Genomic DNA, 26258 nt, shown 5'->3' with positions numbered 1-26258 from the left:
CTCGGGTAGCAGGGTCGCCCTGCTACCATCGTCTAATTCCCGTCGGTCTCCGGAGGCGTTAGGTTCAGGGTAAATGCGACCCGCCAACCACAACCGTTCCGGGGATGATGACCATGACCTCAATCTTCGATCAGAACCTCCCGCAGACAGCCGCTAACCACAGTCCGCTGTCACCTGTTGATTTCATTGCCCGCACCGCCAGCGTCTATCCTCAACGCACGGCCGTTATCCATGGTGAGATCCGCCGTGATTGGCAGGAGACCTTCCGGCGTTGTCGGCGCCTGGCCTCCGCACTTCAGGGTCGAGGTATCAGTCGTGGCGAGACTGTGGCTGCGATGCTGCCGAACATCCCGGAAATGCTTGAGTGCCATTTTGGCGTTCCTGCGACGGGGGCAGTTCTGAACGCGCTCAACATCCGGCTGGATGTGGATGCCATTGCCTATATGCTTGAGCACAGCGAGGCTCGGGTGGTACTGGTGGATCGTGAGTTCACGGCGGTGATCCGGGAGGCTGCAGCAAAACTTGAGACCCAGCCCCTGCTGGTGGATGTGTATGATCCGGAGTTTGGTCAGGGAGAACCGGTCAGTGACCTGAATTACGAGACCCTCCTGAGCGAGGGCGACCCGGATTTTGAGTGGACCCAGCCGGAAGATGAGTGGGATGCTATTTCACTGAACTACACCTCAGGTACTACGGGGAATCCCAAAGGGGTGGTTTACCATCACCGCGGCGCCTTCCAGAACGTGGTTGGCAATCAGATGATCTGGTCCATGGGTGAGAATCCGACGTACTTATGGACCCTGCCCATGTTTCACTGTAACGGCTGGTGTTTCCCTTGGACGGTCACCGCGCTTGGTGGCACCCATGTGTGTCTGCGCAAGGTAGACCCGGAGAAGATTCTCAATCTCATCCGTGAGCATCAGGTAACGCATATGTGTGGTGCGCCCATCGTGCTGAATACATTGCTGAGTGTGTCAGACGGGGCGCGACTGAGTATTGATCATCCGGTACAGGCCATGACCGCCGGCGCTGCTCCTCCCGCAAGTGTAATCGGCGCTATTGAGGCAATGGGCATTGAGGTGACGCACGTCTATGGCCTGACGGAAACCTATGGGCCCGTCACCGTCTGCGCCTGGAAACCCGAATGGGACGATTTGCCCCTGGAAGAGCGGACCGCAATAAAAGCGCGGCAGGGTGTGCGTTACCAGACGCTTGAGGGGCTGATGGTAGCGGACACGCAAACCATGGAGCCGGTCCCGAAGGATGGCGAAAGTGTCGGCGAAATCTGTATGCGCGGTAACACCGTGATGAAGGGGTATCTCAAGAATTCCAAGGCCACGGAGGAAGCGTTTCGTGGTGGCTGGTATCACTCTGGCGATCTGGCGGTTTGGCACGAAGATGGGTACATCGAGATCAAGGACCGTCTCAAAGACATCATCATTTCCGGTGGTGAAAACATCTCAACCATTGAAGTGGAAGGCGTACTCTACAAACACCCGGACGTACTTGAGGCTGCGGTAGTGGCGCGCCCGGACGAGAAATGGGGCGAGACCCCCTGCGCTTTCGTCACCCTTAAAGACGTAGCTGGCGAGGTTAGCGAAGAGGCCATCATTGAGTTCTGCCGTAAGCATCTGGCCGGTTTCAAAGTGCCCAGGACAGTCTGCTTCCAGGATCTCCCCAAGACCTCGACAGGCAAGGTTCAGAAGTTTGTGCTGCGGGATGAAGCCAGAAACGCCTGACGGCGGACTCAGGACGACTGCGCCAGCGGTGATCAGGATCCCGGACGCTGGCGTAATATGGCCTGGCAATTGCTTATTGGGGCATTGGTATGAGAATACTGGTCAGGCTGTTCGCCTTCGGGTGCCTTCTGGGCGCAGTCCAGGGGTGCAGTACGTTCACGGAGCAGCCCTCCTATGAGACCGTCAGACAGCAAGCGCCATTTGAGCTGCGGGATTACGACAGCGTGATCGTTGCCGAGACCCAGATTGAGGCAACACTGGAAGAGGCAGGGGGCGAAGCCTTCGAGCGGCTTTTCGGGTACATATCCGGTGAAAACAGGGTTGAGCAGGACATCGCGATGACCTCACCGGTGACTCAAACTGCTGCGTCAGAGGAGATCGCGATGACGGCCCCTGTTGGCCAGCGACGGGCTGAGGGGGGATGGGTCGTGTCTTTTGTGATGCCTGAGGCGTATACGCTCGAAACTCTCCCCGAACCCACTGATCCAGAAGTGACACTGCGTGCTGTCCCCGAGCGTCGTGTTGCGGTTATCGAATATTCCGGAACCTGGAGCAGCGAGCGCTATCAGCAACATCTTGCCAGGCTGACGGACTGGGTTGAGAAGGAGGGGCTTGAAGCTGACGGTCAGCCCATCTGGGCCCGCTACAATCCCCCCTTCACACCCTGGTTCCTGCGTCACAATGAAATAATGATCCCGGTTAAGCGTTGATAGCGTGAAACAAAGCGCTTGTGCCTTGTAGTTATGCTGTTAGCCTACCTACGAGTAGGTAGTTGGTTCATTAAATACCGAGAGAATTAATGGAGATTAATGCGGATTTTTCACGATCGGCTTTGATCCATACAGAGACTGAGCCCTGGGTCGGATCTCCGATGCCCGGGGTAGAGCGTCGGATGCTCGACCGTGTAGGCGAAGAGGTGGTGCCATCGGACGCCATTGAAATCCTGGTACTGGGGGGATCATTAACGGATAGCGATTACCAGGCAGTTGCGGGTCAGGATGGTGCCAGCCTCTGGATGAAGACAGGCCATCTGCAACGCATTCAGCAGTCAGGGGCGTAACGCATGGCATCTGAAGAGCATGGCGCCGCGTGCAGGAACCACACTCAGGTAGCCGTTGTGGGCGGCGGTCTTGCGGGGTTGGCTCTGGCTGAGCGCCTGCAGCAAGCGGGTTTTGATTTCCAGCTGTTTGAGGCGCGGGAGCGGCTGGGTGGGCGCGTCGAATCCGTGACCTGCATGGGCGTGGGCTTCGATCTTGGGCCGGCCTGGTTCTGGTCGACACAGCCGCGCATGGCTGGGCTTTGTGATCGTTTGGGACTTGCGGTCTTCGAGCAATACAGCACGGGGGATCTGCTGTTTGAAGACACACAGCGTCAGGTCCAACGCGGCAGAGGGTACGCCAGTATGGAGGGATCTCTTCGCATCGAGGGCGGGGCCGGCGCGCTTACTGACGTCCTGGCGTCGCGACTGCCGGAGCAGAAAGTGCATTTGCAGGCACCTGTTCGGAGGGTTTTCGCCAACGGACAGCTGACGTTGGATGACGGATCCTGCTGGCACGCTGATCGTATCGTGCTGGCATTGCCGCCACGGGTTGCCGCTGAGCTGCATTTCGAACCAGCGCTGGGTGCCAGTGAACGCCGGCTTCTGGCTGATACGCCGACCTGGATGGCGGGTGTCGCCAAGTTTCTGGCAGTCTACGATGAGCCGTTCTGGCGACAGGAGGGGCTTTCCGGTGACGTCATGAGTCGCAGTGGGCCGTTGATGGAGATCCACGATGCGACGCCACGCTCGGGCGGTCCTGGTGCTCTTTTTGGCTTCTATGGGGTGCCGGCTCACATCCGCCGTGATCACCCCGATGAGCTCGTCGCTGCTACCCAGGCGCAGCTGGAACGGCTTTTCGGTTCCCAGGCCCGGGCACCGGTGCAGACCTTTCTGCGTGACTGGGCGGTGGCACCCGAAACCGCGACAGAGGCGGATCAGATCCCTCCCACCCAGCACCCGACCTATGGCTTGCCACACTCGCTCACCGGTGCCTGGGAGGGGCGGCTGCTGTTTGGTGCGTCTGAGATGGCAGGCGTTAACGGCGGCTACATGGAGGGCGCTCTGGAGCAGGCTGAGGCCATCACGCGGGTATTGCTGGAGGCGTATTCGGATGGCTGACACTCGAACCCGTCTTCTGGAAGCAGCAGAACAAGCGGCGCGAGAACAGGGCGTTGACGGCTTCAGCTATGCCGATCTGAGTCGTGAGGTCGGCATTCGCAAGGCCAGTATCCATTATCACTTTCCGGCCAAGGCTGATCTTATTGCAGCCCTGGTGGCACGTTACCGGGGGCATATTCAGGCGGAACTGGTACGGATTCAAAGCACCAGCTCTACAGCAGCAGGGGCCATAAACGGGTTCCTGGATCTCTATCGCCAGGCGCTGGGCAATTGCACAACTCTGTGCCTGTGTGTGGCCTGCGCGGCGAATCCTCAGGCACTGGACGAGCGCGTCCAGGCCGAAATCAGCCAGTTCCGGCGCACAATGCTGGCCTGGCTCGAGGCCCGGTTCACTGCCGCCCTATCTGACACCAGTTTGGGGCTGACTCAGGGCAGTGACCAGGAGGCGGCAGGTGCACTGGCAGTCGCTGAAGGCGCTCAGATAGCTGCTCGGCTGGCGGGTGATCTGTCAAGTTATGACCAGGCGGTCGCGTCGCTGCGGTGCCGTCTCAGCTGAGTGGTTTGCCCGGTTCTACGGGCCAGTCCGCCGCATCCACCGTGTGACGCGCCGTGGGCCTGCCAGTGGTGTGGCCCTGCCAGCGTTCGATGAAGCTGCCGTCCGGATCGAACTGCGCCTGCTGCTTTTCCAGATTGAACCAGCGTTGGTCTTTGGCATCCGCACCAACGCCAGCGAGGTACTGCCAGTTACCCCAATTGCTGCCCACGTCGTAATCGACGAGCTGCTCCTGAAACCAGGCTGCGCCATAGCGCCAGTCCAGCTCCAGCTCATTCACGAAACAGCTGGCGACGATCTGGCGGGCACGGTTGGAAATCCAACCAGTCTCACGCAGCTGATTCATACAGGCATTAACCAGTGGCCACTCGGTGGTGCCCTGGGTCCAGGCCTTGTATCGGTGAGGATAGAAACTCGTCTGAACGCGACGACCTCTTACCCCAGAGCCGGTAAACAGTCGCTGATGATGCGCAAGCCCGTACCATTGGAAAAACTCCCGCCAGAGAAGCTCGAACCAGAGCCAATAGGTTGAGTCATTGGCATGATGCTCATCTTCATAGCGGGCGATCTCATTAGCGGTGCGTCGTGGCGATAGTGTGCCGAGAGCCAGCCACGGCGAGAGGCGGCTGGAAGCATCAACCTCATCCAGCGCATTGCGAGTCTGCTTGTAGGTGGTGATGCGATGACTTTCGAACAGGTAGTACCGGAGTCTTTCCTGAGCAGGTCGCTCCCCGCCTTCAAATAGCGGGCATGCGACAGGGTCAACGTTGGGCACTTGCGCGCGATTGTCCTCGCTTAACCCGGGCGGTGGCGGTAGTGCCGTTGGCGGGGCGACCGAGGGTGTATGCTTCAGATTCTGGGTCTCGACGGCTTTGCGGAACTGCGAAAAGGTCCCTGGCAGCTGACCCAGTGAAAAAGGCAACGATGACTCGTTGAACAGGCTTGCCGTCTCAACGGTATGCAGCTGCACTCGGTCTGTTAGGGTCTGTTTCACATACTCTTTTTGGCTGTGCTCCTCAGTCCCTGGCTGTTGGGATACAAATACGTCATGGATACCGTGCTGGCGTGCCAGGCGCGTTATGACCGATGAAGGCTCGCCGATGGCGATGTGAAGACGTTGACCGTATCGGCGCAGATTCAGGTCAAGCGCATGCAGCGACTGCCACAGGAGCCGCCAGCGATGCCGGCCCATGGGCTTGGCTTGCCATTTCGTCTGCTGGAACCAGTAAGAATCAATCACAAACACACACAGCAGCATATCGGCTTGCGCTGCCCGCTGAAGTGCCGGCTGGTCATCCAGGCGCAGATCCCGCGTAAACCACATCATTGATCGCAAGGCGGCCTCCGGTTCGCCAATCCAATGTCATTGGTACGACAGAGCGCCTGACACAGTTCTTCTGGAAACAGCGTCCAAGCATCTGAGCTAGCGGCAGACAGCTCCCATCTACCGGCCAACGTTTTCTTGATTCGGGCCGGCGGGAAGTCATGCAAGTGATCTGGCCCGAGGAATGCTAATCAGGGTTTTCAAACCAGGTGTCGCCCTCCGTCCAGGCTGATGCTCCGGCCCGTGAGGTAAGGGTTGTCCAGAAGAAACTGCAGGGTTTGCACCGCCGTTTCCGCGCCGGGTTCAATGCCCAGAAGCGATTTATTGAGCGTCTTCTCGCGATAAGCGTCACTGTCGTGTTCGTTGAACACGATCAACGAAGGGGCGACGCTGTTTACCTTGACCCCCGGGGCCAACAGACGGGCAAAGGAAAGGGTCAGGTTGTCCAGCGCCGCTTTACTGGCGGCATAGGCGATGTGTTTGGCACTGCCTTTTTCTACAACATAATCGGTCATGTGCACAATGTCAGCGGTACCACCACTGTGTTCCAGCAATGATTGGCATGCCAGATTGATTCGATAGGGAGCCATGGCGTGAATCTGCATCATCGCCGCCATTACCTCTGCGGGATCGGAGTCCGGGTGCTCGGGCAACCAATCTGAGGCATTATGGATAATCGCCCTCAATGATGATGTCTCATCCTTTAATGCGCTGATGAACGCATCAACGCCTTCGTTGGTGGCAAAATCGGCACAGATACAACTGGCCCCAGCCTCTCGCAGGGTATCGATCGCTGGTCGATGCTTGCGGTATGTAGCGATGACGGGTGTGCCATTACTCAGGCAGTGTCGCGCGAATGCCAGCCCGATGCGCTGACCGGCCCCGGTAATCAGAATGGGTGAACTCATTGCATCCTCATCAGACAGTCTGTAATAAACATTTACAGCTACGACGATGACGGCTTGAAAGCTCACCTGCGTCATGCGTAAGCGAGGCTGACCGCCAGCTTCTCCGGTCCAGCTTCGCCTTCCGATCCAGAGCTGACTCGTACTGTGGAGGCTGATCTGGTGGCGTAAAAGGGGTAAATCACTCGGAGCGTTCTCGTTGTATACCCTGCAACACGACACTGCGGCGTATCGGTCGTGATTGTCTGATTTCAGGGTATTATTGAAGCAGCAGCAGTGCTCTGTGGTGGCTGCATGGGAGGGGTGGTGGGCCTGGCTTCCACCTAAAAATTAATTCAAGCTCTTGAAAATAAATGGGTTATTATCGTGCTTATAAAGCCTTGTACCCCTAATTATACCCCCAAAATTTTTTACTCTTTCGCTTTTAGGTGACAGTAATTCTGGCCAGTCGACCACAGCGAGTCTGACCTGTTACCGCTTTTGTGGTAGCGCCCTTGCTATTTGACGTACTGGTAGTTGTCCGGCAACGCTGGGTGATAATCTGAAATCGCCTCCATCCGTTTTCTTACACTGTCATGGATACAGGCACCGGACGGGATGCTCCTTGGATTACCGCCATCCCACGAGTGTCCTGCGAGCCGCGCTAGCAGCTGCCACTTCAAGGTTAGAGAAGTGTGCAAGTCTTCGTGTGGGTTGGAGTGGAACTGAAAGTCCGATCGGTTGAGTACTAGGCCAGCATGCTCGGCTTTGTCGAGCATCCATTCCAGTGCAATATCAGAAAGCCCTTTGCGCGCGTATCCACCTCCAACATCAGAGTGGACGCCGGCAAACCAGACCTGCTCAATTGTCTGATCCGCCTCAGCTTGTTCCTCATCCCATAAGCTTACTGGAAACTGTGGGCGTTTCTCGTCTATTGAGATGGCATGGTAGCCATATCTGACGCCTGAAGTCAGTTTTTGGTTAAAGAAGCGCAGGCGGCTGTACAGAAGACCTAGGCTCGATACGGTATCGAATACGCCAATCATGTGAGGGGTACATGAGAGGGCGAAGTGTTTCTTAAAAAAGGCGGCGGTCTCTTCGTTGTTGGTCTCGTTATATAGCCTGGCCGCATATGGAATAAGGTTTTCGCTTCCTGTCGTCGGGAGGCCGCATTTTTCGAGCATTCCGGAAAGTGCTCGGACGGTGAAAGCACCGCGGCTGAAGCCGAACAGGTAAACGTAGTCACCCTCTTCATAGGTGTTCATGAGATAGCGGTAGGCATCGTTGATGTTTTTCTGGACACCCCAGCCGAAGGCGCTTCCCAGAACTTTTCCTAGCCAGCCGGTCGGGCTTAACCGCCAGGCGCTGAATGTCCCGACGCCCGGATCGTAGTAGGTGCGTTGTTCTAAGTTGTCATCGAGGTATCCGTGAGGTATGCAGCGAAAAAGCCGGACGATATTGGTGTTGTCTTCCTCGATCTCGTTATTGGTGCCGTCGCAGCAGATGACGATGCTTTTGGAAATAGTGACCTCCTCATTGAGTGGTCCGAATCTATAACCAACCTATCAGATCGGTGGAGGATGAGTCATGGAAAATGTTAGGGAGAGGAATTGGCGAAAAATGCCGTGGTGCTACCTTAATGTACTCGGGCTGTTGATGCTCATTGAATGGCAGCGCAGGAGGATGACTCGCCCTACTGATTCTTGGACAGCAGTGTCTCTACCCAAGCACAAACACAACGTCACTGCGCTCCAGTAGGTCGAACGTATCGCAATAGGGCACGCTGAATTCCTGGCAGATGTTTGGAATCTTCACCTTGGTGCTGTTGCTGGCTTCCAGCTTTTCATGGGTCACCAGGGTGGCACCCAGAGTCATTGCTTTGGCGATAAGCCACGGATCAGCAGCATCCAGGAATGAGGCTTTGTGGCGCTCCTGGAAAATCTCGTGGCCTGCAACGAACTCAGCAATGCCCGCGAAATAGGCCTGGGTGTTTTCGTCATCCACTGAAGCGAAGAATCGAGCGTTGTTTTTGGCCCACCCGGAAAGGTCATCTTCGTAGTATTTGAGTTCCTCGAGCACGGGCTTAACGCTCAAAAGTTCCTCCGGGTGGGACTCGCTCGTGAGCCAGTGCCAGAACCCCGGGCAGATATTGAAGCGGTAATAACGCTGTTTGGCTTCCAGGTAGGCGTTTGTATCGAGAAGGTAGGTCAACGCTGCAGTTCCTTTTCAGCGAATTGCCGTAAACGTGCGGGCTTAACACCGGTGAGCCGCCATGCGTCTCGGTAGAGAACGCGACCACTCAGTGTCTCGCTTGTAAGCGCCTTAGCGAAGCGGGGACTAACCCGGTGCTTCTGGAGTAAGCCTGGGGGAGGTGCGCCATCCTGGTTCTTTTTGTTGTTCTGAAAGGCCCGCTGGATCTCTCGTACATAGGGCCAGTACGCATGATCGTTGATCAGACCCAATTCGAGAGCGCGTCGGGCAATAACCCAGTGACTGACATGGAAGTGCTTAGCCAGCTCAGGTACCTGGTCGCGCCAGTCTCTGTCCGGATCACTGTTCCAGAATTGGGAAAACTCATCGGCCGGCGCCAGGAACTCTGCGGCCACCTTATTGCAGAATCGCTCAACGGCCCTGCTGTTCTGAGGGCTCGCATCAGAAACGCCAGACTGGCCCAGCCAGATATGCGCCAACTCATGGAGGAGCGTAAACAGTCTGGCCTGGGGGGCATCCTGTGTGTTTATGAAGATAACCGGTGCGTAGTCATCCGTCACCGCAAAACCCCGAAATTCACTGATGTCCAGCAGGCGGTGAGTATTGTTTCCCACCATGCTGTTGCGCATCACCAGCACCCCAGCGTCTTCGATGTGCTGAATCAGGGTACGGAGGTAATCATCAAAATCGCCATTAGCGCGGCGGACCGTGAGACCGAGGCGGTCTTTAATCGTTCCGGCTGTTTGTTCAGGAGTATGACTTTCCAGAGAGACCGTCCCTACGAAGTCGAGTTGTTCCGTTCCCTGCTCCATGAGGTAATCCCGGTACCAGTCCTGGCGGGCCAGTGTCCCGTGCACGGTGTCCCTGAGGTTGATACTGAACTCCGGGACGGGTTCATCACCTATGGTGCGCAGATCTGGTAATAGGTCATCTTCCTTGGGAGGCTGTTGAAGGAACAAGTACCCGAACGGCTGATAGGTCTTGTGGGCGATGGTCTGGGCCTGCTTGAACGTAGGCTGCTCTTGCCCGTCCTCCCAGCGTTCCAGCTTCTCTTCAGGCTGATTCAGTTTGGCTGCAAGCTCACCCAAGCTGAGACCGGCGCGTTCGCGTGCCCAGCGGATCATCTGTGGATTGATCATTGCTTTGGCCATGGGGCTTACCTGAAAGCGGGGTACTGAAAATTGCTGGCGAAGTTTGCCGGTTCATCCACTGTTTTCCAAGTGAACGACCCCGGTGCATCCTCTTATGAAGATTGCACATGCGGGGTGGACGGTCAATTTATTCCCGATACCGGTGTGATGAACCGGATTATACCCTTGAGGCGGTATGCGTGAGGGGCTAAAGGAAGTGCAGATTCACCCTCACTCTCCTGGGAAGTGTTTCTAACTATAAAATTAGAAACCTAATAGGTAGCTTTAGAGTCGAGTATCTCTCAGACACATATAACCTCTGTGAGGACGGACCAGGAGTCCGTCCACCATCGATCGCACAGAGGAGATGATCATGTCGCTTGAATGTCCGCGCTGTCAGTCCACCCGGATTGGCAGCAACAACTATGGGAAGAAGGGCGCCGGAGTGGTCGGCGCGGGGGCCGGTACTGTTGGCGGCATCAGTGCCGCCTCTTCCGGTGCCGCTTATGGCGCCTCCTTGGGCTTTTTCGCTGGGCCCGTTGGCGCCACGGTCGGCAGCCTTTCCGGGGCCATCATCGGAGGGCTGGTGGGTGGTACCACCGGGGCGTCCGCTGGCGTGGCCCTGGGTAGCGTGCTCGATGAGCAGGTGCTGGATAACTACCGGTGCCTGGACTGCCGCTATTGCTTCCGTAATGCCCCATCCGAAGAAAGCGAGGCATCCGCAGACCCCGGGTAACTGACCGCCCCACCAAGTTCGCACAAGCAAAACGACATAGAGGCCGTGCTGGAGCCCAGCACGGCCTTTTCTATTTCTGGGAGGACAATTCAATGAGTCACTTAGTTGAAGCAATGGCCTACGTCTGCCGCACGCCCTGGCATGGGCTGGGCAACCAACTTGACAGCGGTCAGCCGCTGGACGTCTGGGCGCGCCAGGCAGGTTTGAACTGGTCCATTGAGGAAAGCCCCGTGCAGTTCCCTGTGGTAGACGGGGAAGGGAACGAGGAGCTGGCGAGTGTGCCGGGCAGCAAGGTGCTCTACCGCTCGGACAACCAGGCACCCCTGTCGGTAGTGGGGGATCGCTTCAATGTGGTCCAGCCCGAAGAGGTCCTGGAGTTCTACCGGGATCTGACCGAGATCTCTGGCTTTGAACTGGAAACCGCCGGCTCGCTCAAGGGCGGGCGCAAGCTCTGGGCCCTGGCCCGCACCGGTCAGTCCACAACGCTGAAAGGCGGTGACCAGACGGATGCCTATGTCCTTCTGGCCACGGCCTGTGACGGCAGCATGGCCACAACGGCTCAGTTCACCAGCGTGCGGGTAGTGTGCAACAACACCCTGGCGGTGGCAGTGAAAGGGGCGGGCGGTGCCGTGAAGGTCAAGCACAGCACTCAGTTCGACGCCGAAGCGGTTAAGAAGCAACTGGGCATCTCGGTCACGGCCTGGGACGAGTTCATGTACCGGCTCAAGACCCTGAGCGATCGCAAGGTGAAGGACCGCGAGGCTCAGGACTTCTACCGGGAGCTGTTCACCGACATCCCGGGCCAGCCTGCAGGCAAGACCAACGAACGGGCCATGAAGCAGGCTCTGTCCATGTTCGAGGGCAACGGCACCGGCTCACAGCTGGCCTCTTCCAATGGTACGGCCTACGGCCTGGTCAACGCGGTAACGGAGTTCATCGACCACGAGCGCCGGGCCAAGAGCGTGGATCACCGGCTGGATTCAGCCTGGTTTGGCAATGGCGCCGCCATCAAGGAGCGCGCCTTCGAGAAGGCCCTCGCACTGTTCGCCTGAGCCCACTCAACCACTACTAACGACATAGAAGCCCGTCGGAGCCAAGCGCTCCGGCGGGCTTTTTTCGTCTGGAGGAAATCACCATGGAAATGCAGCAACCCGAACAATCCCACAAGGCCGCCCTGCGGCTGGTCTCTACCAAGTCCATGAGCCGGGATGAGTGGCTCGCCATCCGGAGAAACGGCATCGGCGGTAGTGACGCGGCCGCCGCCGTGGGGCTCAGCCCCTACCAGTCCCCGCTGGAGCTGTGGATGGTCAAAACGGGAAGGGACGCGACGCTTCCAAAGCCCGATCCGGATGACCAGGGCTCCCCGGTGTACTGGGGCAATGTCCTGGAACCGATCGTGGCCGAGCACTACAGCAAGCGCTCCGGCCGTAAGGTCCGGCGCGTGAATTCAGTGCTTCAGCATCCGGATGCCAATAAGGCCTGGATGCTGGCCAACTTGGATTACGCCGTGGTCGGTGACGACGAAGTCCAGGTCCTGGAGTGCAAAACGGCCGGGGAGTTCGGATCCCGCAAGTGGCGCAATGGCGTACCGGACTACGTCCAGTGCCAGGTCCAGCACCAGCTGGCGGTCACCGGCAAGAAGGCGGCGGATGTGTGCGTGCTGCTGTGCGGTCAGGAGCTCAAGATCTATCGCATCCAGCGTGATGAGGAGCTCATTGCCGAACTGATCCGCCTGGAGCGCCAGTTCTGGAGCTACGTTGAGACGGATACCCCGCTGCCGGCGGATTATTCCGACTCGGCTGACCGGGCCCTGCGCCACCTCTATCCCAATGACAACGGTCAGGAGCTGGACCTGCGGGATGACCGGGAGGCCTGCAAGACCTTCGACCAGCTGCAGTCCGCCCGCCGCCAGATGGAGGCACTGAAGCAGGCGGAGGCCCAGCTCAAGCACACCCTCCAGCAACGCATGGGCGAGGCCACCAAGGCGATTTTCCCCCAGGGCACCGTGTCCTGGCGAAAGAGCAACGACAGCGTGGCCCTCGACACCAAGCGGCTGCTGAGAGACCAGCCCCAACTGCTGGATCAGTACCCGGTGACCAAGCCGGGCAGTCGGCGATTCCTGATCAACGACTGATGCCATTCATCCACACCACCGAGGCGGCTTCAGGCCGCCTCACCCTAATCACCACCAGGAGGTAGCCGCCATGATTAAAGGGCTTGCCATCACACCACCGGTACTGGGCCGGATCAGCATTGGCCGGATCGTTGAGAAAAACGGCCAACGCCTGCCCCAGAAAGACAACCAGTTCACAATCACGACCCAAATCCAGGAACAGGGCGAGTGGATACTGCATCCCAAAGATGAAGAGCTGAGGGAGGCCGCCCCCAACAATAAGCTCCGGACGATCCCGGTGCGGATGCTGTTCAACGACGCCGACCTGAACCTGCGGGCGGAATACACCATGTTCGACCGCACCAATGGCCGGCCGGTCTGTGTGGGTGATGGAGAGAGCTGTCGCCGTCTCACAGAATCCGGTGTGCAGTCACTGCCGTGCCCCGGGCCGACACTCTGCGAGTTTGGCAAGGGAGGGCTGTGCAAGCCGTACGGGCGGCTGAACGTGCGCATTGGGGATGACGATGAACTGGGCACCTTCATCTTCCGGACCACCGGCTACAACAGCATCCGGACCCTGGCGGCGCGGCTGCGCTACTACCAGGCTGTCTCCGGCAACCGGCTGGCGTTCATGCCGCTGGAGCTTCGCCTGAGGGGGAAAAGCACGACCCAGAGCCACCGGACGCCGATCTACTATGTGGATCTGACGGTGCGGGAAGGCCAATCCGTGCAGGGGGCGATCCAGGAAGCCAAGGAAGGCGAGCAGACGATGCAGCAAGCTGGTTACGACCAGGCTGCACTGGATGAGGCCGGCAGGCGAGGGTTTGAGAATGCTGAGTTTGAGCACGCTGAGGACGAGACGGCTGCCGTTCTGGAGGAGTTTTACCCTGAACATTCTGCCGGAACGGATCAGCATGCGCCGTCCAGCGTATCTCAGGAATATCAAAGCTCGGGTGTTCAAGCTATCCGGGAACGCTTGGCAGATTCGTAAGGCCCCAGAAGGTGCCCACAGAGGGTATGAGGAGGCCTTTAGGAACTCAGCCTCTTCCATTGGAAGAGGCTTTATTTTTTGTCTTGGGTGTTGCCCTCAAGCCCCGATTAAGGCCTTGAGTGAATAGTGGTATCTGGATTTCTCCTTTCTGGTTTGCCGGGTCTTAGAAGAGGGGGCAGCCACTTGGGGGCAATTCTTCAAAGCGCAAGCGTGCAGGGCAGTATTTGAGGTAGATGGTCCTCAATTTGGAGGCGTAGTATGCTGGCGCCTACAGCCCTCCGCCGGACGCGCTAAAGCGTGCCTCGGAATATTTGCTTTACGCATAAATGGGGTAGTTTTTCATGTATTTGAAATCTGGTCATGAGTACGCTGACACTGAGTTGCAACTATTGTCAGAGCTCCTCGCTACCCTTGATGACAAAGTGGTTGAGGTTACGAATTTGATCTCTGTCTCAGTTGACCCTGAGTCAGCTGGCCTGACTGATCGTGGAGAGTATTTCATCGGAGTTGGATTTTCTGCTATCCAGCAATATTTGACCGATACCCTTACCCTTACCGGCATAAGCAAACGTCGTGCTTTTGATATTGGACCACGCCACTCGGACAGGTTTACTTTCATTGCGGTAGTGAATGCCGCTGCCAATTGGTGGAAACACTCGGCGGAATGGGTGGGGCAACCAACACAAAACGCGCTGGCGCTGAAGACCCAAGAAGTCGTAATTGAGGTGACCGGCACAGAGTACTATCCGTTGAGTAATGTGCTCGCGAAACTGCAGGGCACACGCGAACTTAGGCTAAGTGCGTTGCTGTCAAACCTGGTTTTATGGCGATCAGCAGTAGACGAGGAGCGTCTGCAAAATGAATAACAATTCCCAGCAGTATGCTGCCGTTGGACGTCTTTGGCGGCCCGCTACTTTGCCCTGCATAAGTCAACACATGAGGGCTTGGGATAGATTTGCGGTGAATCAATGACGGACTATTTTAGTGATCGTGAGGGTGGTCCTAGGGCTCGGACGAAGGTTCAAATCGAGGCCCCTGAGTGGGGTGGACTGATTGCGCTCATCGGGAGCTATATTTCCAATGGCGGGTTCGGGGTCGACTTTCCTGAGCAATGCCCAGACGGGCGTGGCCCGACGGGGGCCGACACTCACGCCTTAGGTCTTGCGCTGCGTGCTGAAATACCTGGCGTCGACTGGCCTCTCCAAGCTGACATGGTTCCTCAAACTCTCAGCACACTTGATCTGCTCGAGTTCTGCCACAGTCACGTGGCAGAACCCGTCGAGGACAGTTATCACAGATACTTTGGCCATTCGCATCTGAGCTTCGATCGGTCAAAAGGCCAAGAGGACTTCAGGGATCGAGTAAACCGTATTCTGAGTCGTAATGGTGTGGGTTTTGCTTTGGAATCAGATGGAACTGTTGTGCGATTGGTGTCGCCCATTCTCGACGACGAGATTCGCCAATCGGCTTTCGACACAGGAGACCTCACGCTTAATGCGCTATTGGAAACCGCGCGGACCAAATTTCTTGATCCAGATCCAGCGATGCGTCGGGAGGCGCTCGAGAAACTCTGGGATGCCTGGGAACGATTGAAGACTCTCGAACCAGGGGCTGGCAAGAAGGAATCCGTAACAGCGCTACTCGACAAGGCGGCTGACGAACCTAACTTCCGGCGGGTTCTTGAGGTTGAGGCAAACGCGCTAACGAATATCGGCAACACCTTCCACATCAGGCACAGTGAGGTCTCACAGGTCGAGATACGAAGAGAGGAGCAGGTGGACTACCTATTTCACCGGCTACTTTCCTTGATCCTTCTTCTGGTTCGAGCTAGATAACGCTTCTAACCACCATTTGGATGTAGCCGATGGTAAGCAGTGCTGCCACGACTGACACAGAGAGTCACTTGCTCTGTGATTGTGGTGGGTCGAGAAAGCCTCCCCTACAGCCGAGTACCAAAACACGAGGAACGAATGCACCGCCTAAGCCATCTCGTCATAAAGAATTTTCGCGCTTGTCGCGAGGTATCGTTGCCGTTGGAGGGGTATACCCCTCTAGTGGGCCAAAATAACACCGGAAAATCCACCATTCTTCAAGCGGTTGAATGGGTATTAAAACCAAAGGCATTGTCGACTACTGACTTTGCTGATCAAGACAGACCCGTTGAGGTAGCGGCCTGTATTGACGGTGTAAGTGACGAGGTACTAAATCAAATCCCCGATGCGAATCATCGCAGAGCAATCGCGCCTTATTGCAGGGAGGGCAGGCTGTGGATCCGAGTTACAGCAACCGGCACAAGCGCTAAGGCAATCCGTAAGGAGGTCTGGGATGTAGACCAGTGCGCACATGACGGCCGACCGGAACATTGGCGTAATTATCCCACCGGCCTTCCAGAGGCTGTTTCAGCACTTTTGCCCGAGCCGTTGGTAGTGCAAGCCATGCACGATGTCGGGGAAGATTTAGGGAAGGCGAAGGCAGGGACTACGATCAAAGGCCTACTCGACGAAATTATGGGGCCGTTGCTGGAGGCTCATGCTGAGCTTACATCCGCGCTGGAGACCATTCATCACGTACTGAGTGCTGATGGTGATAATCGGTCCGACTATTTGCAGCAATTTGATACCGACGCCACGGATGCGTTGACTCATTTCTTCCCGGGTCTCGCGCTAGATCTGGATTTGCAGGTGGTGGACGTCAAAGAGTTCTTCAAAGCCGGAGACTTGCACGTTACCGAGAGAAGCACTGGCGATCGGCGGCGGTTTGATGAGATGGGTTCCGGCGCCCAAAGAGGCATTCAGATGGCCTTGATTCGCTACCTGGCGAAGATGCGCACCAGCGAGGCCGATAATCCCGCGCGCCGGCTACTTTTGATTGACGAGCCGGAGTTGTACTTGCATCCGCAAGGTGTTCGGCGGCTCCGGCACGCGTTGGCCAGTCTGTCTGACGCGGGGTTTCAAGTGGTGTTCTCTACCCATTCTCCCTTAATGCTCAGTCGGGACAATGCGGCGGATACGGTTGTGGTGGGTAAAACGGCTGAAGAAGGCGTTGAGACCCACAAGCCTCTGCGTCAGACCGTGGAAGAAGCAATTGAGGGCGCCGAGAGCCAGTCACGGACGTTGTTCGAGTTGAGTAATCTGGCCGAGATTTACTTTGCGGAGCGAGTGGTTATCTGCGAGGGAAAGACCGATCGTCGTTTACTACCACTTGCTTATGAACAACTCTATGGGCAACCTCCGGAGCTTGATCACATTGCCTTTGTATCGCTTGGTTCCTGTGCGGACATCCCCAAGGCGTTACCGGTTCTTACAGCCATGGGTATTCGCGCCTGCGCCGTGGCCGATCTCGACTTTGTTTATACCCATGCCCGTAAGGGCGGCCTGTTGAGGCGGGAGGCACCAGACATGGCTGACGCCCAGCGTGTGCTGGCGCGTCTACAGCCTGAACATGGCTTCGTTCTAAACGGCAACGGTTTTCCGCAGAGTGACAAACAAAATGGGTGGCTAGCTGCCGATGCGTGGGCCTGCTTCGCTGCAGACGGCGAAGGTCGCGCGATTGCCGAGGGCAGCCACGCCCACTTGAAAGAGCAAGGTGTCTGGGCCTGGCCGCAAGGCTGCATCGAGCAGATCACCGGCATTGATGCCAAGGGTGAGGAGGCCATCATCGAACAGGAACAATGGTTGAACGAGATGAGTGCCACTGATATTGAAAACCAGATGCCTGCCTTCAAGGCCTGCTTTGACTGGGTCAGGGCGCTTTAATGCTTAAGCGCCAACAGCTTTTGTGCCCCGTCAACTTGGGATGCCACTCTGTGCGTTGAAGTGAGGGCTCTGCGTAATCCAGTGCTTATGATGGAAAAGGGGTGGAGTTGACCCGTTTTTTAGGAGCCGAGTCTGTCAATATGAATGAACAATCAATTCAGAGCCAAGACATAAAGTTGGCCGATGTTTTCCAGGCTTTCTACACCGTCCCGGATTACCAGCGTGAGTACGTATGGGAGACCGATCAGGTTGAACAGCTGCTAAGTGACATTAACTCTGAGCTCGCAGGAAACGAGCCAACGAGTGCGCCCGAATACTTTATTGGCAGTATTGTTGTTTGCCCAGGCGGTGACGGGGTCTTGGAGCTGATCGATGGGCAACAACGGATGACGTCGCTATTCATAACTTTGTGTGCGATTCGTGACCGCATGCGGGAAATTGGAGAGGCTCCCCCTGGGGCGCTTGGTTACCAGATCGCAGCGACATCCACTGACGCTAGCGGTTGTGATCATTTCCGCTATCGACTCGACCTTCAATATGAGGACAGTGGTGACATCCTTGTGAAGATTGCTGAAGGTTGCACCGAGCAAGCGGATGCTACGAGGACTCGCTCGATTGCAAATATCCTCAATGCCTACCAGGTGACACTCGCCTTCTTGAAGGCGGAGTTTGGGGTCGACACTGGAGCTCTGCGTGCGTTCTACGGCTACTTGAGCAACAAAGTAAAGTTGATCCGCATACAAACCAAAGACGTCGCCAAGGCGCTTAAGATATTCGAGACGATAAATGATCGCGGCGTTGGTCTCGACTCGATGGATTTGTTAAAAAACCTCCTGTTTATGAAGGCCAGTCGCGATGAGTTTGAAAATCTAAAAAGCCAATGGAAAGAGCTTCAAGATACTATCTTCGAAATGGGCGAGAAGCCGCTTCGGTTTCTCCGCTATTTTATTTTTAGTCGATACGACGTTGAAGCTCTGCGCGAAGATGAAATCTACGGCTGGTTTTCTAGGAATGAGAGTGCATGCGGCTATGCCAATGACCCGCTGGGGTTCGCGAAGGAGCTTCTCCGGTCAGCAGAAGCGTATAAGAATTTCTTAAATGGTCGTGATCAGTATGGCGAAAAGAACCGCCACCTCGAAAATCTACAGGTTTTGGGAGGGAAGGCAGCTCGCCAGCATTTAATTTTGCTGCTCGCGGGACGTCACCTGCAAACAGAGCATTTCGACCAGCTTGCGCGGGAGGTTGAAAATCTATTTTTTGTTTTCGTCATCACGCGCGAGCCAACACGTGAGTTTGAGAGAAACTTCGCCCAGTGGGCGATTGAAGTCCGCAAAATATCCGACGAGAGTGATTTGAATCACTTCATCGCTCGGCGGTTTGTGCCAGCCAAGTCTGAGCTTTCGGATCGTTTCGAAGATTCGATCCGCCGGCTCCACATGGGCGCGGTGCAGCAATACCGGCTTCGATATATTTTGGCTAAGTTGACGCAACACATTGATATGAGAGCTTACGGTGTAACTGAGGGTACTAAGTGGCTTACTCGCTATACCGGGGGCGGATTTGAGATTGAACATATCTATCCCCAGCAACCAAGCCAGAAAGCAGAGGATGAATTTGGGGCGTTTGAAGACGTATACATCGCTGAACGGCTTGGAAATCTCGTCCTTGTAGAGAAGTCGATTAATGCATCTCTTGGAAATCGCCCGTATTCACAGAAACGAGATATATATCGCCAATCTCAACTCCTCCTGACCAAGGCTCTTGTCGAGCGCCCTAAGGTCGGCGCGAATACTAAAATCGATATCGCCGTTTCAGAGCTGGATCCATTTGTCGAATGGAATGAGGCTGCTGTGCTCGATCGTCAAGACAAGCTCACCCTGCTCGCTAGAGACGTCTGGGAACTACCAATAGGAGACTATGTCGATCCGTAGTAATGGATGCGCCGTGCATCGACTGCTCAAGGAGGCACCCCCGGTGACAAAGGTAGGGACGCTTATACCCACAAGGGCCCCAGGAACGACCATCCTGGATTCCAGTGTTTCTCCCAAAACCGGCGGTCGGTACGTCCACTTTGGAGCTTACCTTAAAGCAGGTTCTCGAAAATCCGGTTTAGATAGCTTTTATCATTACGCAGGAGCTTTCCTGGATTGCCTTGTTCGTCACGTTTATGCCAATCCAATCGAAGAACTCCGCGGTTAATCATTTCCTCCGCCCTCGTCAGCTCGGGCTCTGTAGGGGCACTTCCTTTGAACCGACCAAGCTCAGATGAGTCCCGCAGCAGAATATAGGAGTGAATGCTCCAGTGACGGCCTGTTTGCTGCGTTAATTGGTGAGCCAAATCCGCGAGTTGGCCGCTGTTGGACAAGCGTACCTTGTCATTCATGGCTCCACCCCCGGAGAGACCAAGATCTCCTCGGTTCATAATCCCGCTTTCCCCTTTCGGGTCGAAAAACGCCAGCGTGGTTTGGTTAGTTTTGTCATCCACGATCCAAAGAACGAAATCGGGGTGAAATACTCTTGTTTCGCCGTCCAGATAAATACCAATGGATTTAAGGCTATCCACATTACGCATTAGATAGAACTGACGTCGGTCGTGGGCGTAGTTGTTCTCGACGAACTCATTGAGGTCCTCTAAGAATTTTCGCTCTCCGTCATTCAAACGGTCAGGGGAAATGCTTACCCGGCGGATCTTCTTGATGTTGGGGTTAGTATGTTTGTGAGGCCGGTTTCCTTCGGCGTCACCGAAAAGAGGCTCGTAGATATGATAATGCCCCGGGCTTTCTTGGAGGTTCATCCGAAGCTGATTCCAAGCTTGGCTGTCGCTTTCGAAGGCTTGGCGATCGGATTCTGTATCGAATTCGCAGGTGATTCGGTAACGGTCGATAAAATCACCGGGCTGCCCGGGAAGACTTTGCGTTACAGGTTCATAACGGTAATGGCGCTTGTCGATGTCATAGCGCACCTTGTGGAATACCTTTTCCATGGTATCGCGTTGAAGTTCTGCCAATAACCGCTCTACTACCGCTGTATCACATGCATTCAACGGCCAGTCGTAGCGAACAGCTCCTACGACAGATAAGAGGTCTCGAAGACTGAGAGGGGTCACTGAGCTATTACGAGCCACGTAAAGCTGTACTTTTTGCTGGCGGCTCCAAGCTCGAAGCTGTTCTTTCAGATGGTCCACATTAAGGAATGGCGCTTGTTTATCGATCCATTTTGCCAACGGCTGGATAAGATCATGCCCTGTCTCCTCTGGTGCTATTCGGTAGTCGAAACGCAACTCCGGCGCATGCAACTGTCCTGCATACACATGGCCATCTATCACATACTCCCAGTGCCAGGAATTGTCAGTGGCGTCTAGAGTTATGCGTAGCAGTGCGTCAAAATCTGCCCCCCCCACTTTGGGAGCGTGAAGCCAAGGTTGGTAGTCGTCGTAGTGCCTAAGCTTGCCTCCTGTACTCACTTTGCGAGGCGTCACGTCCACAGTGAAAGGCCCGGCTAGGGCAGGGATATCCTTTTCAAGCCCTTCCAGGAAGGTCTTGAGCCATGACTGGTTAAGGCTAAAGACGTTCAGTGTTTCCAGGCGCCGTAGGCGGTCTTCCGCCTCATCCCGCCGCACCAATTCATCATAGTCAGGGCAATGATCGCGATAGCGCCGCTTCCCGTCCTTGTTCAGTCCTTCTAGTCGAACCCCGCGCCCGAAGATCTGGATAATCTTGTTTCCTTTATTGGAGCCTAGGTTAATCAAGCCGATGATTGAGACGCGGAAGCAATTCCAGCCTTCAGCGAACTTCCGGCTTCCGACCAGCAGGTTTATAGGCGAGGTTGGCTCGTCAATGGCGGCAAAGCGGTACTGCCGGCTAACAATACGTGCTTTGTCTAGGTCCATAAGGGGAGCGCCATGGTCGTCACGTAACTCCTGATGGGTTTCGCAGTCCCTAAAGAATTTTTCACCATTCCCGACATTGATAAGTCCCCAGAAGTCGCCGTTGCCCCAGGACAACCAGATTTCGTCGATGATCCCGGGTGAGCGTGTAAGCCTAAGGCGACCCTCGGCTTCCCCCCAAACTTTTTTAAAGGCGTAGCGTTCTGATGGAGAGAGATTGGCGAGCCAAACTAAAAGCTTGCGGATGTCGGAGACTTCGTCGCGTGCGCCACCCTCCTTCTTCGGGTCCTCAACCGTACCGCCCATGAATGCCAATAAGGGGCGATCGGGGAAACTGCCGGTAAAGGGGAGTTCCCCGGCTCTCTGGGTGCGGCTAACCGACAGGTTGTCGAACGCTGTCAGCTTCTCCGCTAAGGTACCGAATGTGGCTGTAAAGAAGGGCGCCGTACTCGCTGCAGTGTCGGCGAAGCGATCATCGTTGAGGCTCTGAAAGGCATAGTCCTTGCCGTAGCCGTCACGGAAGAACCGATAGTAATTGTAGTCATAAACGATCTGTTCCTCGTACTCACGCACGTGCGTTTCGGCGATCCCGTGGTAAGTGGCAGAGTATTCGAACAGAAAGCTGTGGGTTGGGTGCAGAAGCTCACTACGAAGTGCTTTGAATGCGCCGGTTTCACTGTCCGTTGATAACCCGATATGTCCCTCATCTACAAGCACCAGACGGTGAATCCTGGGATTTTCCGGCATCTGGAAGAAGCCCTTTTCGCGGTTGAGCAGGGCGCCGGTGGTGTCAGCGATGAGCTTGATACGGTTGTTATGTATGCGGTTGAGATGGCGCACCACCTCGCCGAGCTCACGCTGATGTTGCTCGATTAAGTTGACTCCTGGAGTGGTGAGGATGATTTGTAATTCATCAAATGACTGAGGGCCGCCAATATGGTCAATGTACTGGAGGATGTTCAAGTGCATGAGCAGTGTCTTACCGCTGCCCGTGGCCATCCAGTACGCGAGGGCTTTCTGGTCGTTATACCGTTTGCCACCGCGCTTTTCTTTCAACACATGCTCTGTAAAGTAAAGCGCTAGAATCTGGTAATAGCGCAGTGTGACTGGTGGTCCAGGAAGCAGGCGGTTGTAGGTTTCTAGCCAGCGCTGGATCTTGCGGCTTTCCCTTTTGGAAACACCGCTGTGCGGTTGAGCCGCGTAGCTCTCCACCTGTTTCTGGTAATCAGGATCGTGGCCCTCGCTGCGGCCTGCCAGATCACCTAGAAGCTCGTGTTTGAGGCGGTTGTATAGCTTCAGCTCCATTGCGCGCCCCGCAGGAAATCTTCAGCACTAATAAGCATTGCCTCTATATTTTCTGGAAGGCGTCGAAGATCGGCCTCGTGATTAAGCTCTAGGCGCCTTATACGGGTGACCCCGTGCTCGTTCCGATAGTTGTCTAGTAAGGCGTTCAGGTTGTCCGTATCGACCTCGGCATTGTTGATGTTGCGAAAAACCACCAAAGTGCCATGAGTGGTCTCCACTGCCACATAGTTACGATCGAGGTTGCGGAAAATTCGGCGCGAGTAGATCCAGTAGCCCTGCAGATAGCACCAAGTCTCCATGAGGTCGATGGCACGCCCCTGCCGCGCCTTGCCCACGTGGATGGTTTGGGAAAAGGGCTGACGCAGATCCAGAGAAGTGCTCAGCGCGTTGCATTCCGGGCGGAAAAGGTAGTGTACCGGTATCTTTTCCGGTAGGGCGGCGTCATCCCAAATAGCTTCAAGGTTATCTAGTACGTCCTCGTACTGTTCCAGGTGCTGAACCTTTATTAGAAAGCCCCTGTTGCTGGGCGTTGTAGGGGAGCCAGCTTTCCAGTTGGGCGAGTACATGACCCGTTTGATGCGGGGCTGTAGCACCGTTTCGACATAATTGCCCATCTCAACGAGCAAGAAACGGCGGTTTTGATTACTCCGCAAGACAGCCTCGCCGGTAGGTCCAGAGCCGGCAAAGAAGTCCATTATCCAATCGCCTGAAACAGTAGTTTGGGTGACCAAGCGCTCTATGAGGGTGGTGGGCTTAGGGTTGGGAAAAGAGTTTACCTTTCCCATCAATTCCGTAAGCTCCCTTTCCCCGTCGGTATAATCCTTAACAACTGATTTACCAACTGAAGTCTCTGATTCGTGCAAAAATCGCTTTACTTGGGGGATTTTGTTTTCATTTGGCCCCCAAGCTATCCGGTTATCATTGTCAAGCTGGGTAAAAGACAATCTCCCTGCATGCTGCGCAAAAGGCCAAGCCCACCCCCTTTTCGGCATATTGCATTCTTGCCCTGTCTCTTTATGAACAGGACGATAAAATCTATAGTTTGGATCTGAGGGATCCTTTGTTGATTCGGATTGCTTGCCAGCGGGCATGGAAGGGTCACTCTCACGCCAGACCCAGATTATTGCCCCTTTATCTCGTGCTTCTTCCTCAGGAATATAATTTCCGTCTCTATCTCTGTACTCTGCATTTTTATAGTTATACAAACCTTTCCAAGGATCTAAATCCTGGCTGAATTCGATTCCTTGCTCTTCGAGCTCAGCTCGAAAATTACTTTTATGGTCCTCAAACAGATCTGCTAGCGCCTGTTCGACCTCCGCGAGGGGCGGATACTCCGTGTTCAACCTCTCCACCAGCTTCATGATATCGGTATAACCAGGTTTAGGCTCGCGAAACATGTTCGGCTCCGCTTTAACCCGCTCTAAATCGCGGGCGAAGACTTCTACGTATTCATGATTAGTGGAGTAAGTAGGCGACTGATTCTTGGTAGCGTTCTGCGCCCAGATCAGCTCCTCCACACGGTTGCCCGAACCGAAAACTCGCCTCAACAGCATATCCAGGGAGGTTCGCTCCTTGTCGTCGATGCTGCTGAACAACACACCGTTGTCGGTAAGGAACGGATAAGCTTGCTCCAAGCGGTCGTGCACCATGGACGCCCAGCTCGAATGTCGGAAGGCGTCCTTGTAGAGAAAGCCGTCGCCGCCAGTGTTATAAGGCGGGTCGATGTAGATACACTGGATCTGCTCGCGGAATTTTTCTTGAAGAAGATTTAGGGCCTGCCAGTTCTCAGACGCGATAAGGAGCCCGTCGGTCTGCACATCCAGGTTCTCGAACGTATGGTGACTGAGGAGGTCGTCCTGTAATTCAGGGTCTGAATCCGTGTATAGGCTGGTGTCCACCACTAGGGATGGATGGTCGGTCAGTTGTCTGGAATCCGTAATTTCAATGCCATAGACTTGCCGCCATTCGGTGAGCTGGTCTGCGTTGTTGCACACGCGGTCGTGGAATTCCTCGGGGATCTTGCTAACCGAAATAAGGTAGTGGGTGTCGACCACCTTCTTCTTCATCTCAAACAACCCCTTCTGGAAATCCTCGATAGCGGCAAGGAAGTCGATGAGGGTATCGCTCACCTGATTGAAGGCGCGTCCAATAAGAGTGGTAGCGTTGTCTTCGCCGGCGTGCAGCAGGCCACCAAGATCGGCGAAAATCACCTGCTTGATGAAGCGCTCTTTCTCCCGCCGCAGGAAGCCGCGCAGGTCCTTGTGAATGAAGTAGTCGGCATCATTGCCCACATAGAACCGGTTCAGGTTTTTGTCCAGCTCCCACAGGGCGCGCGCGGTGGTATCCTCCTGCAAGCTTTCTTTGCGGGCAGCAGAGTTGCTTCCACGCCTTTTGAATTCCTCTCGTTTGGCCAGTTCCTCAGTATATTTGCCGAAGTCGAGGCGGAGTTGGCTAATACCCTTTAGCTGGCCTCCCTCGGCCTTGTCGTAGTCGGTGGTTAAGTCTTTGAAGGCAGGCTTGCCCGGCTGCTCTTCCCCGTTGCCGGGCTGCTTGTGGAGGTATGGCGTCAATTCTGTGCCCTCTCCAAAAAGCACTCCCCAGATCTTGGGGTATAGTTCGGTCTTGGGGGTAGATGCGGTGGCAAGAACGAAGTGCACCTGCCAGACGGTGGTATCTGTGCCGTCCGCGCAGGTTTCGTGTACCGACGTGATGTCTACAAATCGATAGTGCTTGATACTGTCGTCGCGGTTGTTGTTGCGTTCCCCCGTTTCGGCTCCCTCTTCTGCGCCAGCGAGACGGAATTCCACCCACTTTCCGCCCAATTCGAACCGTACGGTGTGGAAACCGTTACCAGTCTTTATGTAGTAGCTGTCCTTATGCTTCCAGTGGAATAGGGTGTCCGCGCCGTCGTAGTCAGCTTCGTAAGGCACTTGGAAGGCGGTGGTGGCGCGAGTGTTGTAGCCGAAATCACCGTTCTGGTAATAAAGCTCGAAGAAGTTAAGCAGGTGGTTGTAGACCTTAACGGCCAATTGATCCTGCGACTGCTGGTGAGTTTCAACGTAGGCCTGAAGCTGTTTCTCAGCTTCTTCACGCTCTCCTGCGGCAAGAGCTGGCATGTCCATCAGCCCCTTGAACTGGCTTACTGCCTCAGAATCATCGGGGTCTGCCTCTACCGCTTCCCAAAGAGGGCGGCCCATGTCTCCAAATTTCGCGGCGAAGGCTGCCAGCCAGTTGCTTGCCGTTTTTGCCCTGCTGTTCTGCACCCCGCTGAGGGCTCTCTCTACTGTGGCCCGCAGGCTGTGCTCGTCCTCACCATCGATGAAGTTTTGGATGAACTGGCGTTTGAGGCGCGTGATGCGGTAGATCCCGAAGTCTAGCTCGTGATCCTCAAATTGGAACAAGTCTTTGAGGAAGGCGCGAAGCTGGTTGAATTCGGTCTGCGGGTCTGCCATGCAAGTTTCTCTTTTAGAAAT

At 55.5% G+C, this 26258-nt stretch carries 20 protein-coding genes; 13 read left to right on the top strand and 7 right to left on the bottom strand.

All coding sequences use genetic code 11. The features are described from left to right. Window positions 1-113: 113 nt before the first annotated feature. From AAF659_RS12125 to AAF659_RS12105, 5 genes are all read left to right on the top strand, one after another. On the top strand, window positions 114-1739 hold the full coding sequence (locus AAF659_RS12125; protein ID WP_349752020.1) for an acyl-CoA synthetase: 1626 nt from the start codon (window positions 114-116) through the stop codon (window positions 1737-1739). An 89-nt stretch (window positions 1740-1828) separates the two neighbouring features. Then, entirely contained in the window at window positions 1829-2449 is a 621-nt protein-coding gene (locus AAF659_RS12120; RefSeq protein ID WP_349752019.1) for an SOUL family heme-binding protein, read from the top strand. A gap of 182 nt (window positions 2450-2631) precedes the next feature. Further along, a complete protein-coding gene (locus tag AAF659_RS12115) occupies window positions 2632-2799 on the top strand; it encodes a cupin domain-containing protein (protein WP_349752018.1) in 168 nt (55 codons plus the stop codon). Window positions 2800-2802: 3 nt separating this feature from the next. After that, a complete protein-coding gene (locus AAF659_RS12110) occupies window positions 2803-3897 on the top strand; it encodes a flavin monoamine oxidase family protein (RefSeq protein WP_349752017.1) in 1095 nt (364 codons plus the stop codon). After that, entirely contained in the window at window positions 3890-4453 is a 564-nt protein-coding gene (locus AAF659_RS12105) for a TetR/AcrR family transcriptional regulator (RefSeq protein ID WP_349752016.1), read from the top strand. Before AAF659_RS12110 ends, AAF659_RS12105 begins: the two co-directional genes overlap by 8 nt. Here AAF659_RS12105 and AAF659_RS12100 read toward each other — a convergent pair. The 5 genes from AAF659_RS12100 to AAF659_RS12080 all read right to left on the bottom strand — a co-directional run bounded on the left by AAF659_RS12100 (window position 4446) and on the right by AAF659_RS12080 (window position 10020). Next, window positions 4446-5777, bottom strand: a complete 1332-nt coding sequence (locus AAF659_RS12100) for a DASH family cryptochrome (RefSeq protein ID WP_349752145.1) — start codon at window positions 5775-5777, stop codon at window positions 4446-4448. The genes AAF659_RS12105 and AAF659_RS12100 overlap by 8 nt on opposite strands. Before the next feature lie 197 nt (window positions 5778-5974). Continuing rightward, a complete protein-coding gene (gene folM, locus AAF659_RS12095) occupies window positions 5975-6682 on the bottom strand; it encodes a dihydromonapterin reductase (protein ID WP_349752015.1) in 708 nt (235 codons plus the stop codon). Between the two features lie 494 nt (window positions 6683-7176). After that, entirely contained in the window at window positions 7177-8163 is a 987-nt protein-coding gene (locus tag AAF659_RS12090; protein WP_349752144.1) for a T6SS phospholipase effector Tle1-like catalytic domain-containing protein, read from the bottom strand. 214 nt (window positions 8164-8377) lie between these two features. Then, window positions 8378-8869, bottom strand: coding sequence for a DUF4411 family protein (locus AAF659_RS12085; RefSeq protein WP_349752014.1), 492 nt, complete (start codon window positions 8867-8869; stop codon window positions 8378-8380). Continuing rightward, window positions 8866-10020, bottom strand: coding sequence for an ImmA/IrrE family metallo-endopeptidase (locus AAF659_RS12080; RefSeq protein ID WP_349752013.1), 1155 nt, complete (start codon window positions 10018-10020; stop codon window positions 8866-8868). Before AAF659_RS12080 ends, AAF659_RS12085 begins: the two co-directional genes overlap by 4 nt. A gap of 352 nt (window positions 10021-10372) precedes the next feature. On the opposite strand from AAF659_RS12080, the gene AAF659_RS12075 reads away from it, so the two are divergent. From AAF659_RS12075 to AAF659_RS12040, 8 genes are all read left to right on the top strand, one after another. Then, window positions 10373-10735, top strand: a complete 363-nt coding sequence (locus tag AAF659_RS12075; RefSeq protein WP_349752012.1) for a hypothetical protein — start codon at window positions 10373-10375, stop codon at window positions 10733-10735. A 92-nt stretch (window positions 10736-10827) separates the two neighbouring features. Beyond that, window positions 10828-11787 carry a DUF932 domain-containing protein gene (locus tag AAF659_RS12070; RefSeq protein ID WP_349752011.1) on the top strand — a complete coding sequence of 320 codons (960 nt, stop codon included), beginning with the start codon at window positions 10828-10830 and terminating at the stop codon, window positions 11785-11787. Between the two features lie 83 nt (window positions 11788-11870). Further along, the gene (locus tag AAF659_RS12065) at window positions 11871-12869 is read left to right on the top strand and encodes a YqaJ viral recombinase family nuclease (RefSeq protein ID WP_349752010.1); all 999 of its coding nucleotides are present in this window, start codon (window positions 11871-11873) and stop codon (window positions 12867-12869) included. A 70-nt stretch (window positions 12870-12939) separates the two neighbouring features. Next, the gene (locus AAF659_RS12060; RefSeq protein WP_349752009.1) at window positions 12940-13839 is read left to right on the top strand and encodes a recombination directionality factor; all 900 of its coding nucleotides are present in this window, start codon (window positions 12940-12942) and stop codon (window positions 13837-13839) included. Window positions 13840-14180: 341 nt separating this feature from the next. Continuing rightward, the gene (locus tag AAF659_RS12055) at window positions 14181-14705 is read left to right on the top strand and encodes a hypothetical protein (RefSeq protein ID WP_349752008.1); all 525 of its coding nucleotides are present in this window, start codon (window positions 14181-14183) and stop codon (window positions 14703-14705) included. A gap of 102 nt (window positions 14706-14807) precedes the next feature. Continuing rightward, a complete protein-coding gene (locus AAF659_RS12050; RefSeq protein ID WP_349752007.1) occupies window positions 14808-15674 on the top strand; it encodes a hypothetical protein in 867 nt (288 codons plus the stop codon). A gap of 135 nt (window positions 15675-15809) precedes the next feature. Beyond that, the gene (locus AAF659_RS12045; protein ID WP_349752006.1) at window positions 15810-17594 is read left to right on the top strand and encodes an ATP-dependent nuclease; all 1785 of its coding nucleotides are present in this window, start codon (window positions 15810-15812) and stop codon (window positions 17592-17594) included. A 140-nt stretch (window positions 17595-17734) separates the two neighbouring features. Continuing rightward, window positions 17735-19525 (top strand): DUF262 domain-containing protein, encoded by a 1791-nt coding sequence (locus AAF659_RS12040; RefSeq protein ID WP_349752005.1) that lies wholly within the window; start codon window positions 17735-17737, stop codon window positions 19523-19525. Window positions 19526-19677: 152 nt separating this feature from the next. Here the strand turns inward: AAF659_RS12040 and AAF659_RS12035 are convergent, their stop codons facing one another. Further along, the gene (locus tag AAF659_RS12035) at window positions 19678-22785 is read right to left on the bottom strand and encodes a DEAD/DEAH box helicase family protein (protein WP_349752003.1); all 3108 of its coding nucleotides are present in this window, start codon (window positions 22783-22785) and stop codon (window positions 19678-19680) included. After that, complete coding sequence (locus AAF659_RS12030) at window positions 22776-26237, bottom strand: site-specific DNA-methyltransferase (protein ID WP_349752002.1); 3462 nt, start codon at window positions 26235-26237, stop codon at window positions 22776-22778. Before AAF659_RS12030 ends, AAF659_RS12035 begins: the two co-directional genes overlap by 10 nt. Window positions 26238-26258 lie beyond the last annotated feature (21 nt).

Source organism: Salicola sp. Rm-C-2C1-2 (assembly GCF_040196175.1).
GTDB lineage: Bacteria > Pseudomonadota > Gammaproteobacteria > Pseudomonadales > Oleiphilaceae > Halospina.
The sequence above is the reverse complement of the archived record's forward strand: the minus strand, read 5'-3'. Positions and strand labels throughout refer to the sequence as shown.

Bases quoted from the DNA above. Each gene is read 5' to 3' on its own strand.
- AAF659_RS12110 (WP_349752017.1), top strand. From the start codon at position 2,803: ATGGCATCTGAAGAGCATGGCGCCGCGTGCAGGAACCACACTCAGGTA.
- AAF659_RS12030 (WP_349752002.1), bottom strand. From the start codon at position 26,237: ATGGCAGACCCGCAGACCGAATTCAACCAGCTTCGCGCCTTCCTCAAA.
- AAF659_RS12060 (WP_349752009.1), top strand. From the start codon at position 12,940: ATGATTAAAGGGCTTGCCATCACACCACCGGTACTGGGCCGGATCAGC.
- AAF659_RS12045 (WP_349752006.1), top strand. From the start codon at position 15,810: ATGCACCGCCTAAGCCATCTCGTCATAAAGAATTTTCGCGCTTGTCGC.
- AAF659_RS12125 (WP_349752020.1), top strand. From the start codon at position 114: ATGACCTCAATCTTCGATCAGAACCTCCCGCAGACAGCCGCTAACCAC.
- AAF659_RS12105 (WP_349752016.1), top strand. From the start codon at position 3,890: ATGGCTGACACTCGAACCCGTCTTCTGGAAGCAGCAGAACAAGCGGCG.
- folM (WP_349752015.1), bottom strand. From the start codon at position 6,682: ATGAGTTCACCCATTCTGATTACCGGGGCCGGTCAGCGCATCGGGCTG.
- AAF659_RS12035 (WP_349752003.1), bottom strand. From the start codon at position 22,785: ATGGAGCTGAAGCTATACAACCGCCTCAAACACGAGCTTCTAGGTGAT.
- AAF659_RS12115 (WP_349752018.1), top strand. From the start codon at position 2,632: ATGCTCGACCGTGTAGGCGAAGAGGTGGTGCCATCGGACGCCATTGAA.
- AAF659_RS12100 (WP_349752145.1), bottom strand. From the start codon at position 5,777: ATGATGTGGTTTACGCGGGATCTGCGCCTGGATGACCAGCCGGCACTT.
- AAF659_RS12070 (WP_349752011.1), top strand. From the start codon at position 10,828: ATGAGTCACTTAGTTGAAGCAATGGCCTACGTCTGCCGCACGCCCTGG.
- AAF659_RS12080 (WP_349752013.1), bottom strand. From the start codon at position 10,020: ATGGCCAAAGCAATGATCAATCCACAGATGATCCGCTGGGCACGCGAA.
- AAF659_RS12040 (WP_349752005.1), top strand. From the start codon at position 17,735: ATGAATGAACAATCAATTCAGAGCCAAGACATAAAGTTGGCCGATGTT.
- AAF659_RS12075 (WP_349752012.1), top strand. From the start codon at position 10,373: ATGTCGCTTGAATGTCCGCGCTGTCAGTCCACCCGGATTGGCAGCAAC.
- AAF659_RS12120 (WP_349752019.1), top strand. From the start codon at position 1,829: ATGAGAATACTGGTCAGGCTGTTCGCCTTCGGGTGCCTTCTGGGCGCA.
- AAF659_RS12065 (WP_349752010.1), top strand. From the start codon at position 11,871: ATGGAAATGCAGCAACCCGAACAATCCCACAAGGCCGCCCTGCGGCTG.
- AAF659_RS12050 (WP_349752007.1), top strand. From the start codon at position 14,808: ATGACGGACTATTTTAGTGATCGTGAGGGTGGTCCTAGGGCTCGGACG.
- AAF659_RS12055 (WP_349752008.1), top strand. From the start codon at position 14,181: ATGTATTTGAAATCTGGTCATGAGTACGCTGACACTGAGTTGCAACTA.